Raw genomic sequence first — 16,888 nt, 5'->3', positions numbered from 1 at the left:
ACGGTGCCCCAAATGTCAGGTCTCGCACTTGACGAGGCACGGCAGAGCACGCGGGGCCAGCTACGGCAGGTTCAGATGGCGTCCTCATCCGCGTGGCGTCACGCCCTGGCCGGCTACCGCGCCGCGAACGGTTTCGAAGCTGACACGTTGTAATGCCGCCCGCCTCTCCGCGATGGCGCTGCTCAACAGCTCGAGCACCAGCCCGAATGCCGCGAGCTCCTCTTCTTCGACAGCCCCGTCATCGTAGCACTCGAGTGTCTCGCGGATGATTGCGTCGGCCTCACGCTGGAGTGCAACAAGTTCCTGGTTGGATTCCGCCGTGCGCGCGCTGGAAACCATGGCCAGGATTCTCTTGCGATGGCTGGTGTTGTCCTCTCGTTCGTCGCGGTTCAAATAGCGACGCAACCACGCGACTGCCGAGCCGATTCCGGACAGGAGCAGCAGGCCGAACCAGAAATAATCGCCATAGCGGTCGAGAAAGGTGCGTTCGTTGCCGTCGATGACGGCTGCCGCTCCCCGATGGACCGGCAGCTCGGTGTCCTTCTCGAGGTCTGGCTTGATGATGTGGGCGGCGCCAGGTACATGCCTCGCGATGGCCTGACGCACGGTAAAAAGCTGCCGGAAGAAGGCAGCAACGGTCGTTTCGGACAGGCTCTTTCTTGCTACGATGAGATGGCTGACGCTGACCGTCTCAACCTTGTCATCCGGCCAAGCTGGATCGAAGACGCCGGGCGGTATTTCCTCGGATTCATACCGGGGATGCTTCAGGGCGATTGCCTCCGATGTCTCGACGGCGAGAAACTTCGGCTCGCCTCTTGTGCGCGCTGTCGCAGCGACAGCATCCGACGTGATCCTGCTATCGAGCGGCCCGACCGCCATGAAGGCATCGAGGCTCGGATCGCGCGCCAGCTCCTCGATCTGGTCCGTGCCAAAGTGGGTCACCGCAACCTTGTCCGCCTCCGCCCCGGAGGCGCTCAGGATGACCCGCAGCAACGCGGCATTCGCCGGGGTCCGCCCGATGATGCCGACATGGCGCGCTGTGAGATCGGCAACCTCCTTGATTCTCGGCGCGCGCTTTGTTTTTGGATTCTTGCTTGCAGGTCCAGCCGGCGCCCACAGCACAACGAAGTTCTTGCGCAAGACGGCGACGGTCTGCGCCTCGGCGGGCATTTCCAGATCGGCCCGGCCGATCGCAAGGTCTGCCTTGCCAGCCCCAAGCAGGGCGAGGGACTCGACCGCCCCTTCGGTTTTGATCGGCGACAGCCTGACAGTGCGGCTTTCACCGCCGAAGACGTCGGCCATCGCCTGAATGACTTTGTAATCATCGCTGCCCGGCGGCCCAACCGCGATCTTGAGGCTGTAGGGTCGCAATGCATAGTAGAGCGCACCCGTTGCGGCGCCAAAAACAAGGAATCCAATCGCAAGAACCAGCAGTAAGGAATTGCTCCTTCTCCGCGCTCGACGGCCCGCGTCACTGTGCGTCTGACTAGAACTCTCGGACGAAGACATTGCCGCCGCCACTGCGGATCACAGCGCTTCCTGCCTGGCAGGGTGCCACGCTTTCCCGAACATAACGTCCTGACGGCCATCCTGGTTCACAACCGGCAGAGGCCTGAATGAGTCTGTCGGCGCGTCGTCGGTGAGGCCCGCGGGCATCGGCAGTGCAGGCTGATTGCGGCTGCTTGCCGTTGGTCGTTCGCGGTATCCGGAGAAGCCACATTCCGGAATGAGGGGGTTCCCGCTGCCGCCATTGGCGCCCGATCCGTGATCATGTACGCCGTACAGAAACCTTCTAGGGACGGGACGCTCATGACCACTGCCGCCAACGACGCGGGCATCGCCACCCGCGCGCTGATCTTTGCGCTGCTCGCGCTCGCCTGCGGCCACATGCTCTCGACCTTGCTGCGCACCATTCCGGCCGTCAGCCTCGACCTGATGGCGGCGGATTTCCACATGGAGCCGCAGGCGCTGGCGAGCCTCACCTCGATCTATCATTTCGCCTTTGCGGCGGCCCAGATCCCGGTTGGCGCGGCGATGGACCGGTTCGGCGTGCGGCCGGTGTCGCTGAGCCTGCTGGCAGGAACCGTGTTTGGCGCGGTGGCGTCCGGGTTTGCGACGGGACCGGAAAGCTTCGCCGTCGGGCAGCTGCTGCTCGGCATAGCCACCTCGGGCATGCTGATGTGCCCGATGACGCTCGCAGCCAAGCAATTGTCCGCCGCGCGGTTCGGATTGTGGTCCGGCGCCATTCTCTCGATCGGCAATATCGGCATGCTGCTGTCGTCGAGTCCGCTCGCCTTCGTGATCGACCATTATGGCTGGCGCGCGGGGTTCTGGATCTCGGCGCTCGGCGGCATCCTCGTTGCACTCGCGGTGTTCGCGCTGGTGCCGAACCAGCCGGCCGAGCACAAGGACGACTCCTCGCCGCTGGCGCAGATGATCGAGGTTGTCAGGCTCGGCCTGTCGCGGCCGCTGCGAGGCCTCATCGCGCTGGCGCTGGTGTCGCTGGCGAGCTCGCTGGTGCTGCGCGGCCTGTGGGGCGGGCCATGGCTGATGCAGGTCAAGGGACTGACGCGGGTCGAAGCCGGCAACCAGCTCGGCGCGTTCACGCTGGCGATGATCGCCGGCCCCCTGTGCATCGGCATGGTCGACCGCAGGCTCGGCCGCCGTCGCGAACTGGTCGTCGGCACGCACGCTGTCGCGGCACTGCTGCTCGCACTGATGGCGTTGGGAGCCCCGCACCTTGCCGTTGCATGGCTGTTCGGCGTGACCGTCATGCCGCCGTACTACGATCTGGCACTGTTCGTGCTGATCGGGCTCTTCACCTCCGCGCAGCCGCTGCTGTTCGGCATGTCCAGGCAACTCGTCGACGCGCAGGTCGCAGGGAAAGCACTCGCGGCTCTCAATCTCGCCTTCTTTCTCGGCACTGCGCTGATGCAGTCGGTCACCGGCGCGGTGGCCGCGCTTGCGGGGCTGCCGGCGGTGCTACTGTTCATGGCGGCGGCGCTGGCGCTCGGCGTGCTGATCTTTTTGACTTACACGAGCGCGAATTCGTAGGATGGATGGATAGAGCGAAGAGCTTTAGCCCGCCTAACCGTTCGCCCCCGCGCCGCTGCCTGCATCAAGGGAATTCCAGTCCATGCCTGTCGACCACAAAGCCGCCACCGATCGCCTCATGCGCTTTCTCGCCGTCGAGGGCGTGACGGGACAGGAGGCTGCGATCGGGCGCGAGCTTACGGCCGCGCTGAAGGAGGCCGGCGTGCCGGCGAAGGCGATCCGGCTCGACGATGCCAACACGCGCATTCCGGTGCCGACCGAGACCGGCAATCTCATCGTCGATCTGCCCGGCCGCGGCGTGCTGCACAACCAGCCCCGCATCATGTTCATGACCCACATGGACACCGTGCCACTGTGCGCCGGCGCCAGGCCGAAACTGTCGGGGCGCAAGATCGTCAACGAGGCCAAGACCGCGCTCGGCGGCGACAATCGCTGCGGCTGCGGCGTGCTGGTGACGCTGGCCGCCGAGCTCTCACGGCAGAAGCTCGATCATCCGCCGATCACGCTGTTGTTCTGCGTGCGCGAGGAGAGCGGGCTCTACGGCGCGCGGCACGTCAAGCTCGATGAGCTTGGCGCGCCGGCGATGGCCTTCAACTATGACGGCGGCTCGGCGTCCAACGTCGTCATCGGCGCCGTCGGCGCAGATCGCTGGACCGTGGAGATCTTCGGGCGCGCCTCGCATGCCGGCGTCTCGCCCGAGCGCGGCATCTCCGCGACCATGATCATGGCGCTAGCGCTGGCCGACGTGAAGGCCGGCGGCTGGTTCGGCAAGGTGGTGAAGGGCAAGAAGCAAGGCACCAGCAATGTCGGCCCCGTCACCGGCGGCGAGGGCCGCCCCGCGGGCGATGCCACCAACGTCGTCACGGACTACGTGCATGTGCGCGGTGAATGCCGCAGCCATGACGGAAAATTCTTCAAGGAGATCACCAAGGCCTACAAGGCCGCCTTCGAGAAGGCGGCCAAGAAGGTCACCAACGCGCAAGGCAAGTCCGGCAAGGTCAAGTTCAAGGCCGAGACCGACTATTATCCCTTCCGGATGAAGGAGAGCCTGCCGGTGGTCAAACGCGCGATCGAGGCGGTAACGGCCGTGGGCGGAACTCCGAACGTGCGCGCGGCCAATGGCGGGCTGGACGCCAACTGGATGGTCCGTCACGGTATTCCGACCGTGACCTTCGGCGCGGGGCAGAATGAAGCGCACACGATCGACGAATGGATCAATCTCGACGAATACGACCGCGCCTGCGCGCTGGCGCTGCAGCTGGCGACCATGCGGTGAGGTGCCTTGCGCGATGCGCGCTTGCCGAGCGGTGCGCATCGTCCTAGCCTGCAAGAAAAAAACAGGAAGGAACCATGGCGCGCATCGCGACGACCGAGACCGGACTCTACCGGATCCCTCTCCCTATTACGCTCTCCGACTCCACCCATGGCGAGATCGCCGCGTTCGAGCTGATCACCTGCCGCATCCGTGATGCCGATGGCGCCGAGGGTGTCGGCTACACTTACACCGTCGGCCGCAATGGCGGTTCTGTTGCCGACATTCTCGCGCGCGAGATCCCTGCACTGATCGAAGGGCGCGAGGCCGACGACACCGAAGCGATCTGGAATCACGTCTGGTGGACGCTGCATTATGGCGGCCGCGGCGGGCCGGTGGTGCTGGCGCTCTCCGCGCTCGACATCGCGCTGTGGGATTTGAAGGCGCGCCGCGCCAAGCTGCCGCTGTTCCGCCTGCTCGGCGGTTTTGACGCGCGCGTGCCGTGTTATGCCGGCGGCATCGACCTCGATCTCTCCGTCGATGCGCTGCTCGAGCAGACCGACGACAACCTCGCCAAGGGATTTCGCGCCATCAAGATGAAGGTGGGCCGGCCCGATCTCAAGTCCGACATCGCGCGTGTCTCCGCGATGCGACAGCATCTCGGCGACGGCTTTCCGCTGATGGCGGACGCCAACATGAAATGGACGGTCGAGGAGGCGATCCGGGCCGCGCGTGCCTTCGTTCCCTATGACCTGACCTGGCTGGAGGAGCCGATCATTCCCGACGACGTCGCCGGGCACGCGCGCATCATGCAGGCCGGCGGCGTGCCGATCGCGGCGGGCGAGAATCTGCGCTCGCTGTGGGAGTTCAAGAATTACATCGCCGGTGGCGCGGTGTCCTATCCCGAGCCCGACGTCACCAATTGCGGCGGCGTCACTGCCTTCATGAAGATCGCGCGGCTGGCGGAAGCGTTCAACCTGCCGGTCACCAGCCACGGCGCGCACGACATCACCGTGCACCTGCTCGCGGCCTGCCCGAACCGCTCCTATCTGGAGGCGCACGGGTTCGGGCTGGACAAATATATCGAGCATCCGCTGGTGCTGAAGGACGGGCTGGCGCTGGCGCCTGATCGGCCGGGGCACGGCATCGGCTTTGACTGGAAGGGCCTTGCGAAGCTGGCGCCTTAGGGCACCCGTCATGCCGGGCTTGTCCCGAGCATCCACGTTCTTTTCAGCTGCGAAGCAAGACGTGGATGGCCGGGTCAAGCCCGGCCATGACGATGCGGCTGCACGCGAGCCATACCCCTGCGTGGGATGCGTAGGCCCGATAATCCGCTAAGGTGGCGGCAGACAACTTGCGAGAGACACCCACCTTGTCCCCCGAACTCCACCAGAAACTGACCGCGTGGCGCCGGCACCTGCATGCCCACCCCGAATTGTCGCTCCAGGAAAAAGCCACAGCCGCCTTCGTGCAGGACAGGCTCGCCGAGCTCGGCATCCCCTTTGAAGCCAACATCGGCGGGCACGGCATCGTCGCGACCTTGACGCGCGGGCACGCCCGCAGCCGGGTGGGCCTGCGCGCCGACATGGATGCGCTGCCGATCACCGAGGACACCGGCCTGGCCTACGCTTCAAAGACATCGGGCGTGATGCATGCGTGCGGCCATGACGGGCATACCGCCTCGCTGCTCGGCGCAGCAGCACTGCTCGCCGCCGACGCCGACTGGAGCGGCACGGTCGATTTCATCTTTCAGCCGGCCGAAGAAGGATTCGGCGGCTCGCGCGCGATGGTCGCGGCGGGGCTGTTCGACCGCTTTCCAATGGAGCGGATATTCGGCTTCCACAACTGGCCGGGCCTTGCCGCCGGCACCATCGCGGTCCATGACGGTGTCGTCATGGCCTCCGGCGGGCGCATCACCATCACCATCGAGGGCCATGCCGGCCACGCCGGCATGCCGCATCTGACGCGCGATCCGGTGGTGGCCGCTGGCCATTTGATCGTGGCGCTGCAATCGGTCACCTCGCGCGGCGTCGATCCGCTCGACACTGCCGTGCTGTCGCTCTGCACCATCGAAGGCGGCACCGCGCCGAACCAGATCGCCGGACGCGTCACCATCCGCGGCACGCTGCGGTACCACCGCGAGGCGGTCAAGGGCACCATCCTCGATGGCATCGAACGCACCTGCGCGGGGATTGCGACCGGCTTTGGCGTCAAGGTCACGCCCGAGATCGTCATGGGCGTCGGCGTCGTGATCAACACGCCGGCCGAAGCGGAGCTCGCGCGTATCGCCGCGGAAAAGGTGCAGGCGCCCGTGCGGCGCGACCTTGCGCCCAGCATGGCCGGTGAGGACTTTGCCCACTTCCTGCAGCAGCGGCCGGGCGCATTCGTCTGGATCGGCAATGGCGAGTTACGCGAGGGCGCCGAGCTGCACGGCCCGCGCTACGATTTCAACGACGCGATCCTGCCGGTGGCCTCCGGTTGGATGGCTGAGGTCGCCAAGACGGCGCTGGCCTCGAACTAGCTCACGAGATCTCGTGTGGCAGCTTCCAATCCGGCCGCGGCTCGCAAACCTCGTCCACCCGCTCGACATGATAGCCGGCGGGCAACAGGTGGCCGCCCTCCTCGTCCGCGACGGGGACGTCGGTCACGAGGCCCTCGATCAAGGCGGCTTCCCACACCTCCTTCTCGGTCGGAAAGGGATTGCCGATCTGCTTGTTGCCTTCGAACAGCGCGTACATCGGTTCCTGTCCTGCGTTGATGCCCAGAGCAACGTATCGGCCGCACGGACGTTCCCTCCGGCAAATGGCAACGGATGGCACGTGAGCGATGGCGCGCGTTCTGATCGGAACCTCCGGCTGGCACTATGCCTCGTGGCGAGGCCCGTTCTTTCCCGAGGGCGTGACGCTGAAGCAGCAGCTGCGCTACTACTCCGGGCAGTTCGACACCACCGAGCTGAACGGCGTGTTCTACCGCACGCCGACGCCGGAAGCGGTGAAGGGATGGCGCGAGCAGACCGGCCGCGATTTCGTGTTCGCCTGGAAGGCGTCGAAATTCATCACGCACTGGAAGCGCCTGTCGGACCGCTCGGTCAACAGCCTCGAGCTGCTGGAGGACCGCATCTCGCGGCTCGGCGGTAAGGCCGGCCCGATCCTGTTCCAGCTGCCGCCGCAGTTCGAGGCGAATGCGGACCGGCTCGCGTCCTTCTTCAAGCTGTTGTCACGGAAGCGGCGCTACAGCTTCGAATTCCGTCATCCGAGCTGGTATCAGCCGCGCATCCTGCGGATGCTGGCCGACGAGAATATCTCGCTGTGCCTGTCCGATCATCACGATGCGCCGGCGCCGTGGAAGCGCACCGCGGATTTCGTCTATGTGCGCGGACACGGGCCGAGCGGGCGTTATCACGGGCACTACACCAAGGCCATGCTGACGCAATGGGCGAAGCGCATCAAGTCGTGGAAGCGGCAGGGCTGCGACGTCTACGTCTATTTCGACAACGACCAGAAGAGCGCAGCGCCGGCCGATGCAGAGGCGTTGAAGCAATTGCTGTAGCAGGCGGACGCCGGCTCGCCACGCAACCCGGCCTTCCCTTGGACCAAGCAAACGGAATCCCGCTGATCGCACGCCTGCCGGGCGGCCCCGCCTCAGCGCGCTTGACGCATGTTGTCCGGGAAGGTCTAATGGGGACAAAGAACAATTGTTCGCATTCCGAACACCGATCCAGTCGGATACAGCGGGCTCACAACACCGCGTCCGCGTCACCAGAGGAAACGTCAACGATGCAAGCCATCCTCAACGGCGAGAGCACGCTCATCGTCACGATGATCGTCGCCTATATCGCCTTCACGTCCTGGCTCACGCTGAAACTGCGCAGCCGAACCAGCGATCAGTTCATGACGGGCGCGCGCGCAATGCCGGCCGTCGTCGTCGGCGTGCTGATGATGAGCGAATTCGTAGGGGCCAAGTCGACCGTCGGCACGGCGCAGGAGGCCTTCCAATCGGGCATCGCGGCAGGCTGGGCCGTGCTCGGCGCCTCGATCGGCTTCTTGCTGTTCGGGCTGTTGATGGTGAAGAAGCTCTACAATTCCGGCGAATACACCATCTCGGCCGCGATCGCGCAGAAATACGGCAAGTCGACCATGCTCACGGTATCGGTGATCATGATCTACGCCCTGCTGCTGGTGAACGTCGGCAACTACGTCAGCGGGGCAGCCGCGATCGCCACCGCGCTCCATGTCAGCCTGCCCGTCGCGATGTGCATCATCGCATTCGTCAGCACCTTCTACTACGTGTTCGGCGGCTTGAAGGGCGTCGCCTGGGTGACGATCCTGCACAGCGCCATCAAGGTCGTCGGCATCCTCATCATTTTTGCGGTGGCGATGTCGCTGACCGGCGGGATTGCGCCGATGCAGGCCAAGCTGCCCGCCTACTATTTCAGCTGGGACGGCAAGATCGGCTTTGCGACCATCTTTGCCTGGACCTTCGGCACGGTCGGCGCGATCTTCTCGACGCAGTTCATCGTCCAGGCGATCTCCTCGACGCCGAGCGCCGACGACGCACGCAAGGCGACCTTCTATGCTGCCGCGTTCTGCCTGCCGCTCGGCATCCTGCTCGCGCTGGTCGGTGTCGCCGCGAAATTCCTCTATCCCGACATGAACAGCCTCTACGCCCTGCCGGTGTTCCTCGAGAAGATGCCGCCGCTGGCCTCGGCCTTCGTGACCACCTCGCTCGTCGCCTCGATCTTCGTCAGCGTCTGCACGGTGGCGCTCGCGATCGCCTCGCTCGTGGTGCGCGACTTCTACGTTCCATACTGGAAGCCGACGCCGGAGCGCGAGCTGAAGATGACCCGCGTGTTCTCGGTGCTGATCGGCATCGTGCCGCTGGTCTTCGTCTTCTTCGTTCCGGAGATCCTCAAGCTGTCGTTCTTCACGCGCGCGCTGCGCCTGTCGATCACGATGGTGGCGATGATGGGCTTCTATCTGCCGCTGTTTGCCAGCAACCGCGGCGCCACGGCCGGGCTGATCGGCGCGGCGGTGTCGACCACGGTCTGGTACCTGCTGGGCAACCCGTTCGGCATCGACAACATGTACGTCGCCGCCGCGACGCCATTGATCGTGATGGCAATCGAGCACCTGGTGCTGGGCCGCTCGCCCAGCGCGCGGGCGGCGCAACGAAATGCCCTGATGGAAAGGACCTCGACATGATCGCCGACATGGAGATCGTCGCCGATGGCGTCGTCCGCGCGGTGGCCGGTGATCCCGAACGGTTCGACGCCTTCATCCCCTCGCCTTGCGTCCAGAACCACGCCGCCAATCTCATGCCGCTCGCGGGCGGCGATCTGGCTTGCGTCTGGTTCGGCGGCACGCAGGAGGGTATGTCGGATATCTCCATCTATTTTTCACGCCTATCCCGCGGCGCGACACAGTGGTCGCCTGCCGAAAAGCTCTCCGATGACACCGGACGTTCGGAGCAGAACCCGGTGCTGTTTCCCGCTCCCGACGGCACGCTGTGGCTGATGTGGACGGCTCAGCTCGCCGGAAACCAGGACACCGCGCTGATCCGCCGCCGCCTCTCGCGTGACAATGGCAAGAGTTGGGGCCCGATCGAGACGCTGTTCCCGGAGCAGCGCGGCCGCGGCACCTTCATCCGCCAGCCGGTCGTCGTGCTCGACAATGGCGACTGGCTACTGCCCGTGTTCTATTGCCACAGCACACCGGGCCGGAAATGGAACGGCGACGAGGACACCAGCGCGGTGAAGATCTCGTCGGATGCCGGCGCGACCTGGCGGGACGTCGACGTCCCCGGCAGCCGGGGCTGCGTGCATATGTGCGTCGCGCGCCTCGACGACGGCTCGCTGCTCGCGCTGTATCGCAGCCGCTGGGCCGACAACATCTATCAGAGCAGGTCCGTCGACCACGGCAGCAGCTGGTCGGCGCCGGTTGCGACCGCGCTTCCCAACAACAACTCGTCTATCCAGTTTACGCGTCTCGTGAACGGCCATCTCGCACTCGTGTTCAACGACTCGAGCGCCAATGACGCAACCGGGCGTCGGCTCTCGCTCTATGACGAAATCGAAGATAATCTGCCACCGGTCCTCGCCGCCGACGGCAGCACGGCGAACGGACGCACCGCCTTCTGGGGTGCGCCGCGGGCACCGATGACGCTGGCGGTCTCGGCCGACGGTGGACGGAGCTGGACCAGGCGCAACGTCGAGACCGGCGATGGCTATTGCATGACCAACAATTCGCGCGAGCAAAGCAATCGCGAGCTGTCCTATCCGTCCATCAAGCAGACCGCCGACGGCGCGCTCCACATGGCGTTCACCTTCCACCGCCGCGCCATCAAATATGTGCGTGTGACCGAACCATGGGTGAACGCGCGGCGCCCGGGACTGAGATGATGCACATGCGGCCTCACGCTCTCGTCACCGGCGCCAGTTCGGGGATTGGCGCTGCGATCGTCGAGCGGCTGCTGCGCGACGGCTGGCGCGTCACCGGGATCAGCCGGCGGCCCGGTCTGTTGGAGCATCCGGCCTTCGATCATGTGTCGCTCGACCTTGCCGACGTCAGGGCCATCGCGGACACCGTCGCGGGCATCGCGCCGACCGCACTGGTTCATGCCGCCGGGATGCTGAGGGTCGGTCAGCTCGGGTCGCTCGATCACGAGGCGGGAGCGGCGATGTGGCGGCTGCATGTCGAGGTTGCCGAGCGTCTCGCCGACGCCCTGGCACCGCGCCTTCCACAGGGCGGGCGCATCGTCTTCATCGGCAGCCGAACCGCATCGGGTGCGCCCGGACGCGGGCAATATGCCGCGACGAAGGCGGCGCTGATCGCGCTGGCCCGGTCCTGGGCAATGGAGCTTGCACCGCGTGGCGTCACGGTCAACGTGGTTGCGCCGGCTGCGACCGAGACGCCGATGTTGGAGAATCCCTCGCGCGCTGATGTTGCACCAAGACTGCCGCCACTCGGCCGTTACATCCGCCCCGAGGAAGTGGCCGGCGCAGTCGCCTTCCTGCTCTCGGCCGAAGCCGCCGCCATCACCGGACAGCAGCTGGTCATCTGCGGCGGCAGCTCGCTTTGAGCGCCCGCCATCCCAGAGCTTGCACCCTGATAGCTAGATAATGCCGCCTCGCCGAAGCGCCGCGATCGCCGCCTCGTCATAGCCGAGCTCGGCGAGGATGAGATCGGTGTGCTCGCCGAGTGTCGGCGGACGCGTTGCGATGTTGCCCGGCGTTTCCGACAGCCGCACCGCGGCGCGGGCGACCGGCGCCTGTTTCGGCAGGCCCGGATAATCGACGTCCTGCATGAAACCGGCGGCGCGGATGTGCGGATGATCCAGCGCCTGTTGCGGGCTGAGGACGGGACCGGTCGGAATCATCGCTTGGCCCAGCGCGTCGACGGCTTCCTGCGTGGTGCGCTCGGCGCACCAGCGCGCCATCCGCTCGCTGATGATGCGGCCGTTGTTTCCGCGGCTGATGTCGTCGGCAAAGCGCGGATCGTTCAGCCAAAGCTCCTCCTCGCCGATCAGCCTCGCCCAGCGCTTGAACAGCGGATGGCCGGTGACCTGGCAGAGCACCCAGCCGTCCTTCGTGCGGTAGATGTCGGCCGGCGCTGCGGTCTGGCCGAGATTGCCGGTCGGAACGCGATTGACGTTGATCACCGCCTGCTCGATCAGGCTGGCATTGGTGAAGGACAGCGCGGTTGCGAGCAGCGCGCCCTCGACGATCTGCCCGCGTCCGGATTTGCCGCGCTCGATCAGCGCGGCGAGCGTGCCGAACGCGCAATGCAGCGCCGTGCCGAAATCGACCCAGTTCACCGCGGCCCGATACGGCGGATCGCCCGCGCCCGTCATGTAGACCGAGCCCGACATCGCCTGCCCGACGCCGTCGAAGCCGACGCGGTCAGACCAGGGGCCCGGCCCGCCGAACGCAGTCGCCGTAGTCAGGATGATGTCCGGCTTGATCGCCTTCAACGACTCGTAATCGAGCTTCATCGCGCGCAGGGTCTGCGGCGGCAGATTGGCAACCACGACGTCCGCGGTCGCGATCAGGCGGCGCATCACCCCCTGGCCTTCCGCCTTCATCGGATCGAGCGTGATGCACTTCTTGTTGCGATTGACTTGGAGAAACAGTGCGCCCTCGCCGCCTTCGCCCACCGGCGCCACGAAACGATCCTCGCTGCCGTCGCGCTTCTCGACTCGGATGACGTCGGCCCCGAACTCCGCCAGCAAGGTCGCGCAATAGGGCCCGGCGATGTAGCGCCCGAAATCGAGCACGCGCACGCCCTCCAAAACTCCTCCCATCGGCCTCTTCCCCGGTGTTTTGATCAGATTACAGGGAATGGTTGCCACGGCAAGATGGCAGCGGGCGCTCAGGCTTCGCGGTAGTCCAGCAGGACGAGCCCGACCAGGACGAAGGCGACTGGCCAGATCCACGCCGCGACCTCGCGGACGCGACCGTCGAGACGCAATTCGAGCCAGCGCGCCCAGCCGGCAGCGATGCCGCACAGCGCCAGCGGTGTGTGGCTCATCTCGATCAGCAGCTGGTCCTTGATGTTGGCGATGGCATGGGAATGCGTGAGCAGCAGCGCACCACCGAGCGCGGTCGTCAGGGGAAACACCAGCGCTGCGCGTCCGGCCTTGTCGCCGCGCAGCCGCACGCGCCATTCGAACAGGCCGAACGCGGCGATCAGCAGCACGAAGATCCGATGCTGCGCCACCTCGGGATCACGAAGCGACTCGAAGAAACCGGCCGGCCCGAGCGGCCAGGCCTGCTCGTCGGCGCGGAGGAACAGGAAGGCGGCCATCGCGAGAAACAGCAGCGGCCAGTGCCTCGCCCAGCGGCCCCAGCGAAAATGCTCGATCAAGGCGAGCAGCCCGATCAACACCACGAAGACGCCGGCCCAGTGATGATTGTACTCGGACCAGGCGATGTCCTCGGCGTTGCGCGGCAGGATCGTGCCTTCGCCGGGAACGTAGGCGGATGGCGCGCTGCTGCGCCCGGCATCGGACACGCTGATCCTGGCCTGGAGCTGCGCGATGGTCAGCTTGTCGTAGTCCGGGCTGGTCAGGCGCGGCGGCCATTGCGGCGTAGCGCGCTCGACGATCTCCTGCCAGTTCAGGCGATCGCGCGAAAGATCGACGCCGGGCGGCAATGACGTCAGCGACGCAGCGGCGAGCAGAACGGTGAGACCGATGCCGACCTCGACCTCGGCGAAGCGCTTGAGGCGGAGGATGGGCGTTGCGGCGTCGCGCCGCAGCCGCTCGACCAGGAAATAATTGCCCGCGCCAAGCGCGAGCAGCATCAGCAGCAACCCGACCTTGGCGAGGGTCATGACGCCATAGGCGGTGCCGTAGATCGCCTCGATTGAGCCGATGTAATCGAAGGCCATGACGAGACCGCCGCCGACGATCGCCGCGACTGCGGCCATGGACATCAGCGAGTAGCGCCGTGCGATGAGACGCCAGTCGGAAGGCGACTTGCAGCCGTTCAGCGCGATCAGGAAATAGGGAAGCCCGCCGATCCATGTCGCGGCGCCCAGCATGTGTCCGGCATCGGACAGGAGCAGCGGCCAGCTGACGACCGGCCGGCTCGCCGCGTGGGTCAGCCTGGTCTGCATCGCGAGCGCGAGCAGCGCAAGCGCGAGGAGCGCAGCGGATCGCAGGGCCTGCGCGCGACCATTCGCCAGTACGGCAAGGCCGAATGCACATATCGCGATGACGAAGTCCGCCCGGCCGAAATCGGCGGTGACAGCTTCGCTCCAGGGCACCTGGAGCGTTCCGACCAGCGCGGCGGTATTGAGGCCGAGCGAGGCGACGGTGAGGATCGCCCACGCGAAGGCGCTGGCCTTCAGCACCGTCAGGCATTTCTCCTCGATCGAGAGGCCGAACACGGAGAGCTGCGGCTGCAACGGCCCCCACAAAAGCATCTGAAAGGCGAGACCGCCGAGTGCGAAGGATTGGGCGATCAGGATCAGGCCGCGCAGGACGACCGACAGATAGCCGAAGATGTCGAGAAACAGGTACAAGGTGAGGTCAGTGAACGATGAACGGAATGTCGCCGCGCGTGATGTGTCCGTCGACGCTCAGCACCTGCCAGCGCAGGTGCCATGCGCCACTGGAAAGCCGCGCCGCCTCGGCCTTGAGCTCGTCGGCCGGCGCATCGGCCGCGGGCGTCAGCGCCTGCGCGGCGCCGTTCGGAGCCAGCAGCGTCAGCTTGGAACGGGCGCGATCGATCCGGCTGTTGAAATGCAGGCTGATCGCGACCGCATCGCCCGATACGGTCGCACCGGCCGCCGGCGAGGACGACACGATGATGGCGTGTGCGCAAGCTGCGTTCGGGTCGGCTAGACACCAGATGGCAGATAGAAGGATCGCGATTCGAACGAACACGCGCATGATTGCTCACTCGCTGCCGGTAGCCGTCTCGCCACCGCACCGCCCGCCGGCGCGTGGTCCGTGCCTATGTTGGAACCGGGACGCCCTTCGCAAGGGCGCGCGAGCGCCAACCCGGTTACAACCCGCGGAAAAGCACCGGCTGTTGCCGCTGCGACACACCGGCTGCGGCGGCTGAGCAAGGGCCCGGCCTGCGCCTCTCACCCCAAGCGCACTGGCGTATCCGGAACTGAAGGCAGCAGGAGAAGTTTTGTCGATAACGATGCAGGTCCGGCCGCGTACCGGGCCCGAGCGCGCAAAAATGCGCCTCGACGCGGCGCGGCCGCAACACGATCGGATCTGGCTCTCGCATGAACAAGAATATCCGTTTCAATCTTGGATATGCTGTGGCCGCGATCTTCGCGGTCTTCTTGATCCAGTATCTGATCTCCACGGCGCACCAGACCGCCGTGATCCCCTACAGTGAATACCAGCAATTGCTGCGCCAGGGGAAAGTCGATGCCGTCGGCATTTCCGACCGCACCCTGCAGGGCACACTGAAGGAGCCGCTGCCCGGCGGCCAAAAACAATTCGTCACCACGCGCGTCGATCAGGACGTTGCGCAGGAGCTGGAGAAATACAACGTCCGATTCACCGGCCAGATCGAGAGCACGTTTCTGCGTGACCTTTTGTCGTGGGTCATGCCCGTGCTGCTGTTCTTCGGGGTCTGGTGGTACATCGGCCGCCGCATGGCGGAAGGCGGCGGGATCGGCGGTGGGCTGATGGCCATCGGCAAGAGCAAGGCCAAGGTGTATGTCGAATCCAACACCGGGGTCACCTTTGCCGACGTCGCCGGAGTGGATGAGGCCAAGGACGAGCTTCGCGAGGTCGTCGATTTCCTGAAGAACCCGACCGACTACGGCCGACTCGGCGGCCGCATGCCGAAAGGCGTGCTGCTGGTCGGCCCCCCGGGCACAGGCAAAACCCTGCTGGCGAAGGCCGTTGCCGGCGAGGCCAGAGTGCCGTTCTTCTCGATCTCGGGTTCGGAGTTCGTCGAGATGTTCGTCGGCGTCGGCGCCGCGCGGGTGCGGGACCTGTTCAAGCAGGCCCATGAAAAGGCTCCGGCCATCATCTTCATCGACGAGCTCGACGCGCTCGGCCGCGCCCGCGGCATCGGCGCTTTCGCGGGCGGCCACGATGAGAAGGAGCAGACGCTCAACCAGCTGCTCGTCGAACTCGACGGCTTCGATTCGCGGTCGGGGCTCGTCATCCTCGCCGCCACCAACCGGCCCGAAATCCTCGATCCCGCCCTGCTCCGCGCCGGCCGCTTCGACCGGCAGGTGCTGGTCGACCGGCCCGACAAGAAGGGCCGCATCGAGATCCTGAAGGTGCACATGAAGAAGGTGCGGCTGGCGGATGGCGTCGATGCAGACGCCGTTGCAGCGCTCACCCCGGGTTTCACGGGCGCGGACCTCGCCAATCTCGTCAATGAAGCGGCGCTTCTGGCGACACGTCGCGGGGCCGACGCGGTCAGCATGATTGACTTCAACAATGCGGTCGAGCGCATGGTCGCGGGCCTCGAAAAGCGCAACCGCCTGCTCAACACCAGGGAACGCGAGATCGTCGCCTATCACGAGATGGGCCACGCCCTCGTCGCCCTCTCGTTGCCGGGGACCGATCCCGTGCACAAGGTCTCGATCATCCCGCGCGGGGTCGGCGCGCTCGGTTACACCATTCAGCGACCGATCGAAGACCGCTTCCTGATGACCAAGGAGGAGCTGGAGAACAAGATGGCGGTGCTGCTCGGCGGCCGCGCCGCGGAGCTGATCGTGTTCGGTCATTTGTCCACGGGTGCGGCCGACGATCTGCGCCGCGTGACCGACATCGCCCGCAGCATGGTGACGCGCTACGGCATGTCCGAGAGATTGGGCGGCGTCGCCTACGAGCGCGATCCCGGCAACTTCCTTGCCGGCGCCGACCGCCCCTATCCGGCGCGCGAGCGCGACTATGCGGAAGAGACTGCAGCCGCGGTCGATCGCGAGGTGAAGGCCATCCTCGATCAGGTCTTCCAACGCACCCAGGGCATCCTGAACACGCGCCGGCCGATCCTGGACCGCGCCGCGAAGAAGCTCTTGGAGAAGGAGACGCTCGAGCAGAACGATATCGATGCGCTGATCCGGGAGATGCCCAAGGAAGGGCTGCGGGCCATCTAAC

At 65.8% G+C, this 16,888-nt stretch carries 14 protein-coding genes; 9 read left to right on the top strand and 5 right to left on the bottom strand.

From position 1 onward, the window contains the following. Positions 1–84: 84 nt before the first annotated feature. Positions 85–1,509 (bottom strand): TAXI family TRAP transporter solute-binding subunit, encoded by a 1,425-nt coding sequence (locus EAV90_RS23365; protein ID WP_122404436.1) that lies wholly within the window; start codon positions 1,507–1,509, stop codon positions 85–87. A gap of 300 nt (positions 1,510–1,809) precedes the next feature. On the opposite strand from EAV90_RS23365, the gene EAV90_RS23360 reads away from it, so the two are divergent. From EAV90_RS23360 to EAV90_RS23345, 4 genes are all read left to right on the top strand, one after another. After that, positions 1,810–3,054, top strand: a complete 1,245-nt coding sequence (locus EAV90_RS23360; RefSeq protein WP_164937068.1) for an MFS transporter — start codon at positions 1,810–1,812, stop codon at positions 3,052–3,054. A gap of 82 nt (positions 3,055–3,136) precedes the next feature. Then, positions 3,137–4,330 carry a M20/M25/M40 family metallo-hydrolase gene (locus tag EAV90_RS23355; protein WP_129144803.1) on the top strand — a complete coding sequence of 398 codons (1,194 nt, stop codon included), beginning with the start codon at positions 3,137–3,139 and terminating at the stop codon, positions 4,328–4,330. Positions 4,331–4,404: 74 nt separating this feature from the next. Continuing rightward, positions 4,405–5,493 (top strand): mandelate racemase/muconate lactonizing enzyme family protein, encoded by a 1,089-nt coding sequence (locus EAV90_RS23350; RefSeq protein WP_129144802.1) that lies wholly within the window; start codon positions 4,405–4,407, stop codon positions 5,491–5,493. A 185-nt stretch (positions 5,494–5,678) separates the two neighbouring features. Continuing rightward, the gene (locus EAV90_RS23345) at positions 5,679–6,827 is read left to right on the top strand and encodes an amidohydrolase (RefSeq protein WP_129144801.1); all 1,149 of its coding nucleotides are present in this window, start codon (positions 5,679–5,681) and stop codon (positions 6,825–6,827) included. A gap of 1 nt (position 6,828) precedes the next feature. On the opposite strand, the gene EAV90_RS23340 is transcribed toward EAV90_RS23345, so the two are convergent. Further along, the gene (locus EAV90_RS23340; RefSeq protein WP_122404441.1) at positions 6,829–7,044 is read right to left on the bottom strand and encodes a hypothetical protein; all 216 of its coding nucleotides are present in this window, start codon (positions 7,042–7,044) and stop codon (positions 6,829–6,831) included. Between the two features lie 88 nt (positions 7,045–7,132). On the opposite strand from EAV90_RS23340, the gene EAV90_RS23335 reads away from it, so the two are divergent. The 4 genes from EAV90_RS23335 to EAV90_RS23320 all read left to right on the top strand — a co-directional run bounded on the left by EAV90_RS23335 (position 7,133) and on the right by EAV90_RS23320 (position 11,383). Beyond that, positions 7,133–7,855: a DUF72 domain-containing protein gene (locus EAV90_RS23335; protein ID WP_129144800.1), complete on the top strand. Its 723-nt coding sequence runs from the start codon at positions 7,133–7,135 to the stop codon at positions 7,853–7,855. A gap of 227 nt (positions 7,856–8,082) precedes the next feature. Then, positions 8,083–9,507 (top strand): sodium:solute symporter family protein, encoded by a 1,425-nt coding sequence (locus tag EAV90_RS23330; RefSeq protein WP_122404443.1) that lies wholly within the window; start codon positions 8,083–8,085, stop codon positions 9,505–9,507. Then, entirely contained in the window at positions 9,504–10,703 is a 1,200-nt protein-coding gene (locus EAV90_RS23325; RefSeq protein ID WP_129144799.1) for a sialidase family protein, read from the top strand. The genes EAV90_RS23330 and EAV90_RS23325 overlap by 4 nt, the downstream gene beginning before the upstream one ends. After that, positions 10,700–11,383, top strand: a complete 684-nt coding sequence (locus EAV90_RS23320) for an SDR family NAD(P)-dependent oxidoreductase (protein WP_164937072.1) — start codon at positions 10,700–10,702, stop codon at positions 11,381–11,383. Before EAV90_RS23325 ends, EAV90_RS23320 begins: the two co-directional genes overlap by 4 nt. A 33-nt stretch (positions 11,384–11,416) precedes the next feature. Here the strand turns inward: EAV90_RS23320 and EAV90_RS23315 are convergent, their stop codons facing one another. The 3 genes from EAV90_RS23315 to EAV90_RS23305 all read right to left on the bottom strand — a co-directional run bounded on the left by EAV90_RS23315 (position 11,417) and on the right by EAV90_RS23305 (position 14,698). Continuing rightward, a complete protein-coding gene (locus tag EAV90_RS23315; RefSeq protein WP_129144797.1) occupies positions 11,417–12,604 on the bottom strand; it encodes a CaiB/BaiF CoA transferase family protein in 1,188 nt (395 codons plus the stop codon). A 68-nt stretch (positions 12,605–12,672) separates the two neighbouring features. Beyond that, a complete protein-coding gene (locus EAV90_RS23310) occupies positions 12,673–14,328 on the bottom strand; it encodes a copper resistance D family protein (protein WP_129144796.1) in 1,656 nt (551 codons plus the stop codon). 7 nt (positions 14,329–14,335) lie between these two features. Beyond that, a complete protein-coding gene (locus EAV90_RS23305) occupies positions 14,336–14,698 on the bottom strand; it encodes a copper resistance CopC family protein (protein WP_122404447.1) in 363 nt (120 codons plus the stop codon). A 347-nt stretch (positions 14,699–15,045) separates the two neighbouring features. On the opposite strand from EAV90_RS23305, the gene ftsH reads away from it, so the two are divergent. Then, positions 15,046–16,887 (top strand): ATP-dependent zinc metalloprotease FtsH, encoded by a 1,842-nt coding sequence (gene ftsH / locus EAV90_RS23300; RefSeq protein ID WP_129144795.1) that lies wholly within the window; start codon positions 15,046–15,048, stop codon positions 16,885–16,887. The last annotated feature ends 1 nt before the right edge of the window (position 16,888 follow it).

The organism is Bradyrhizobium vignae (genome assembly GCF_004114425.1).
GTDB classification, from domain to species: domain Bacteria; phylum Pseudomonadota; class Alphaproteobacteria; order Rhizobiales; family Xanthobacteraceae; genus Bradyrhizobium; species Bradyrhizobium vignae.
The sequence above is the reverse complement of the archived record's forward strand: the minus strand, read 5'-3'. Positions and strand labels throughout refer to the sequence as shown.

Bases quoted from the DNA above. Each gene is read 5' to 3' on its own strand.
- EAV90_RS23365 (WP_122404436.1), bottom strand. From the start codon at position 1,509: ATGTCTTCGTCCGAGAGTTCTAGTCAGACGCACAGTGACGCGGGCCGT.
- EAV90_RS23360 (WP_164937068.1), top strand. From the start codon at position 1,810: ATGACCACTGCCGCCAACGACGCGGGCATCGCCACCCGCGCGCTGATC.
- EAV90_RS23355 (WP_129144803.1), top strand. From the start codon at position 3,137: ATGCCTGTCGACCACAAAGCCGCCACCGATCGCCTCATGCGCTTTCTC.
- EAV90_RS23350 (WP_129144802.1), top strand. From the start codon at position 4,405: ATGGCGCGCATCGCGACGACCGAGACCGGACTCTACCGGATCCCTCTC.
- EAV90_RS23340 (WP_122404441.1), bottom strand. From the start codon at position 7,044: ATGTACGCGCTGTTCGAAGGCAACAAGCAGATCGGCAATCCCTTTCCG.
- EAV90_RS23335 (WP_129144800.1), top strand. From the start codon at position 7,133: ATGGCGCGCGTTCTGATCGGAACCTCCGGCTGGCACTATGCCTCGTGG.
- EAV90_RS23330 (WP_122404443.1), top strand. From the start codon at position 8,083: ATGCAAGCCATCCTCAACGGCGAGAGCACGCTCATCGTCACGATGATC.
- EAV90_RS23325 (WP_129144799.1), top strand. From the start codon at position 9,504: ATGATCGCCGACATGGAGATCGTCGCCGATGGCGTCGTCCGCGCGGTG.
- EAV90_RS23320 (WP_164937072.1), top strand. From the start codon at position 10,700: ATGATGCACATGCGGCCTCACGCTCTCGTCACCGGCGCCAGTTCGGGG.
- EAV90_RS23315 (WP_129144797.1), bottom strand. From the start codon at position 12,604: ATGGGAGGAGTTTTGGAGGGCGTGCGCGTGCTCGATTTCGGGCGCTAC.
- EAV90_RS23305 (WP_122404447.1), bottom strand. From the start codon at position 14,698: ATGCGCGTGTTCGTTCGAATCGCGATCCTTCTATCTGCCATCTGGTGT.
- ftsH (WP_129144795.1), top strand. From the start codon at position 15,046: ATGAACAAGAATATCCGTTTCAATCTTGGATATGCTGTGGCCGCGATC.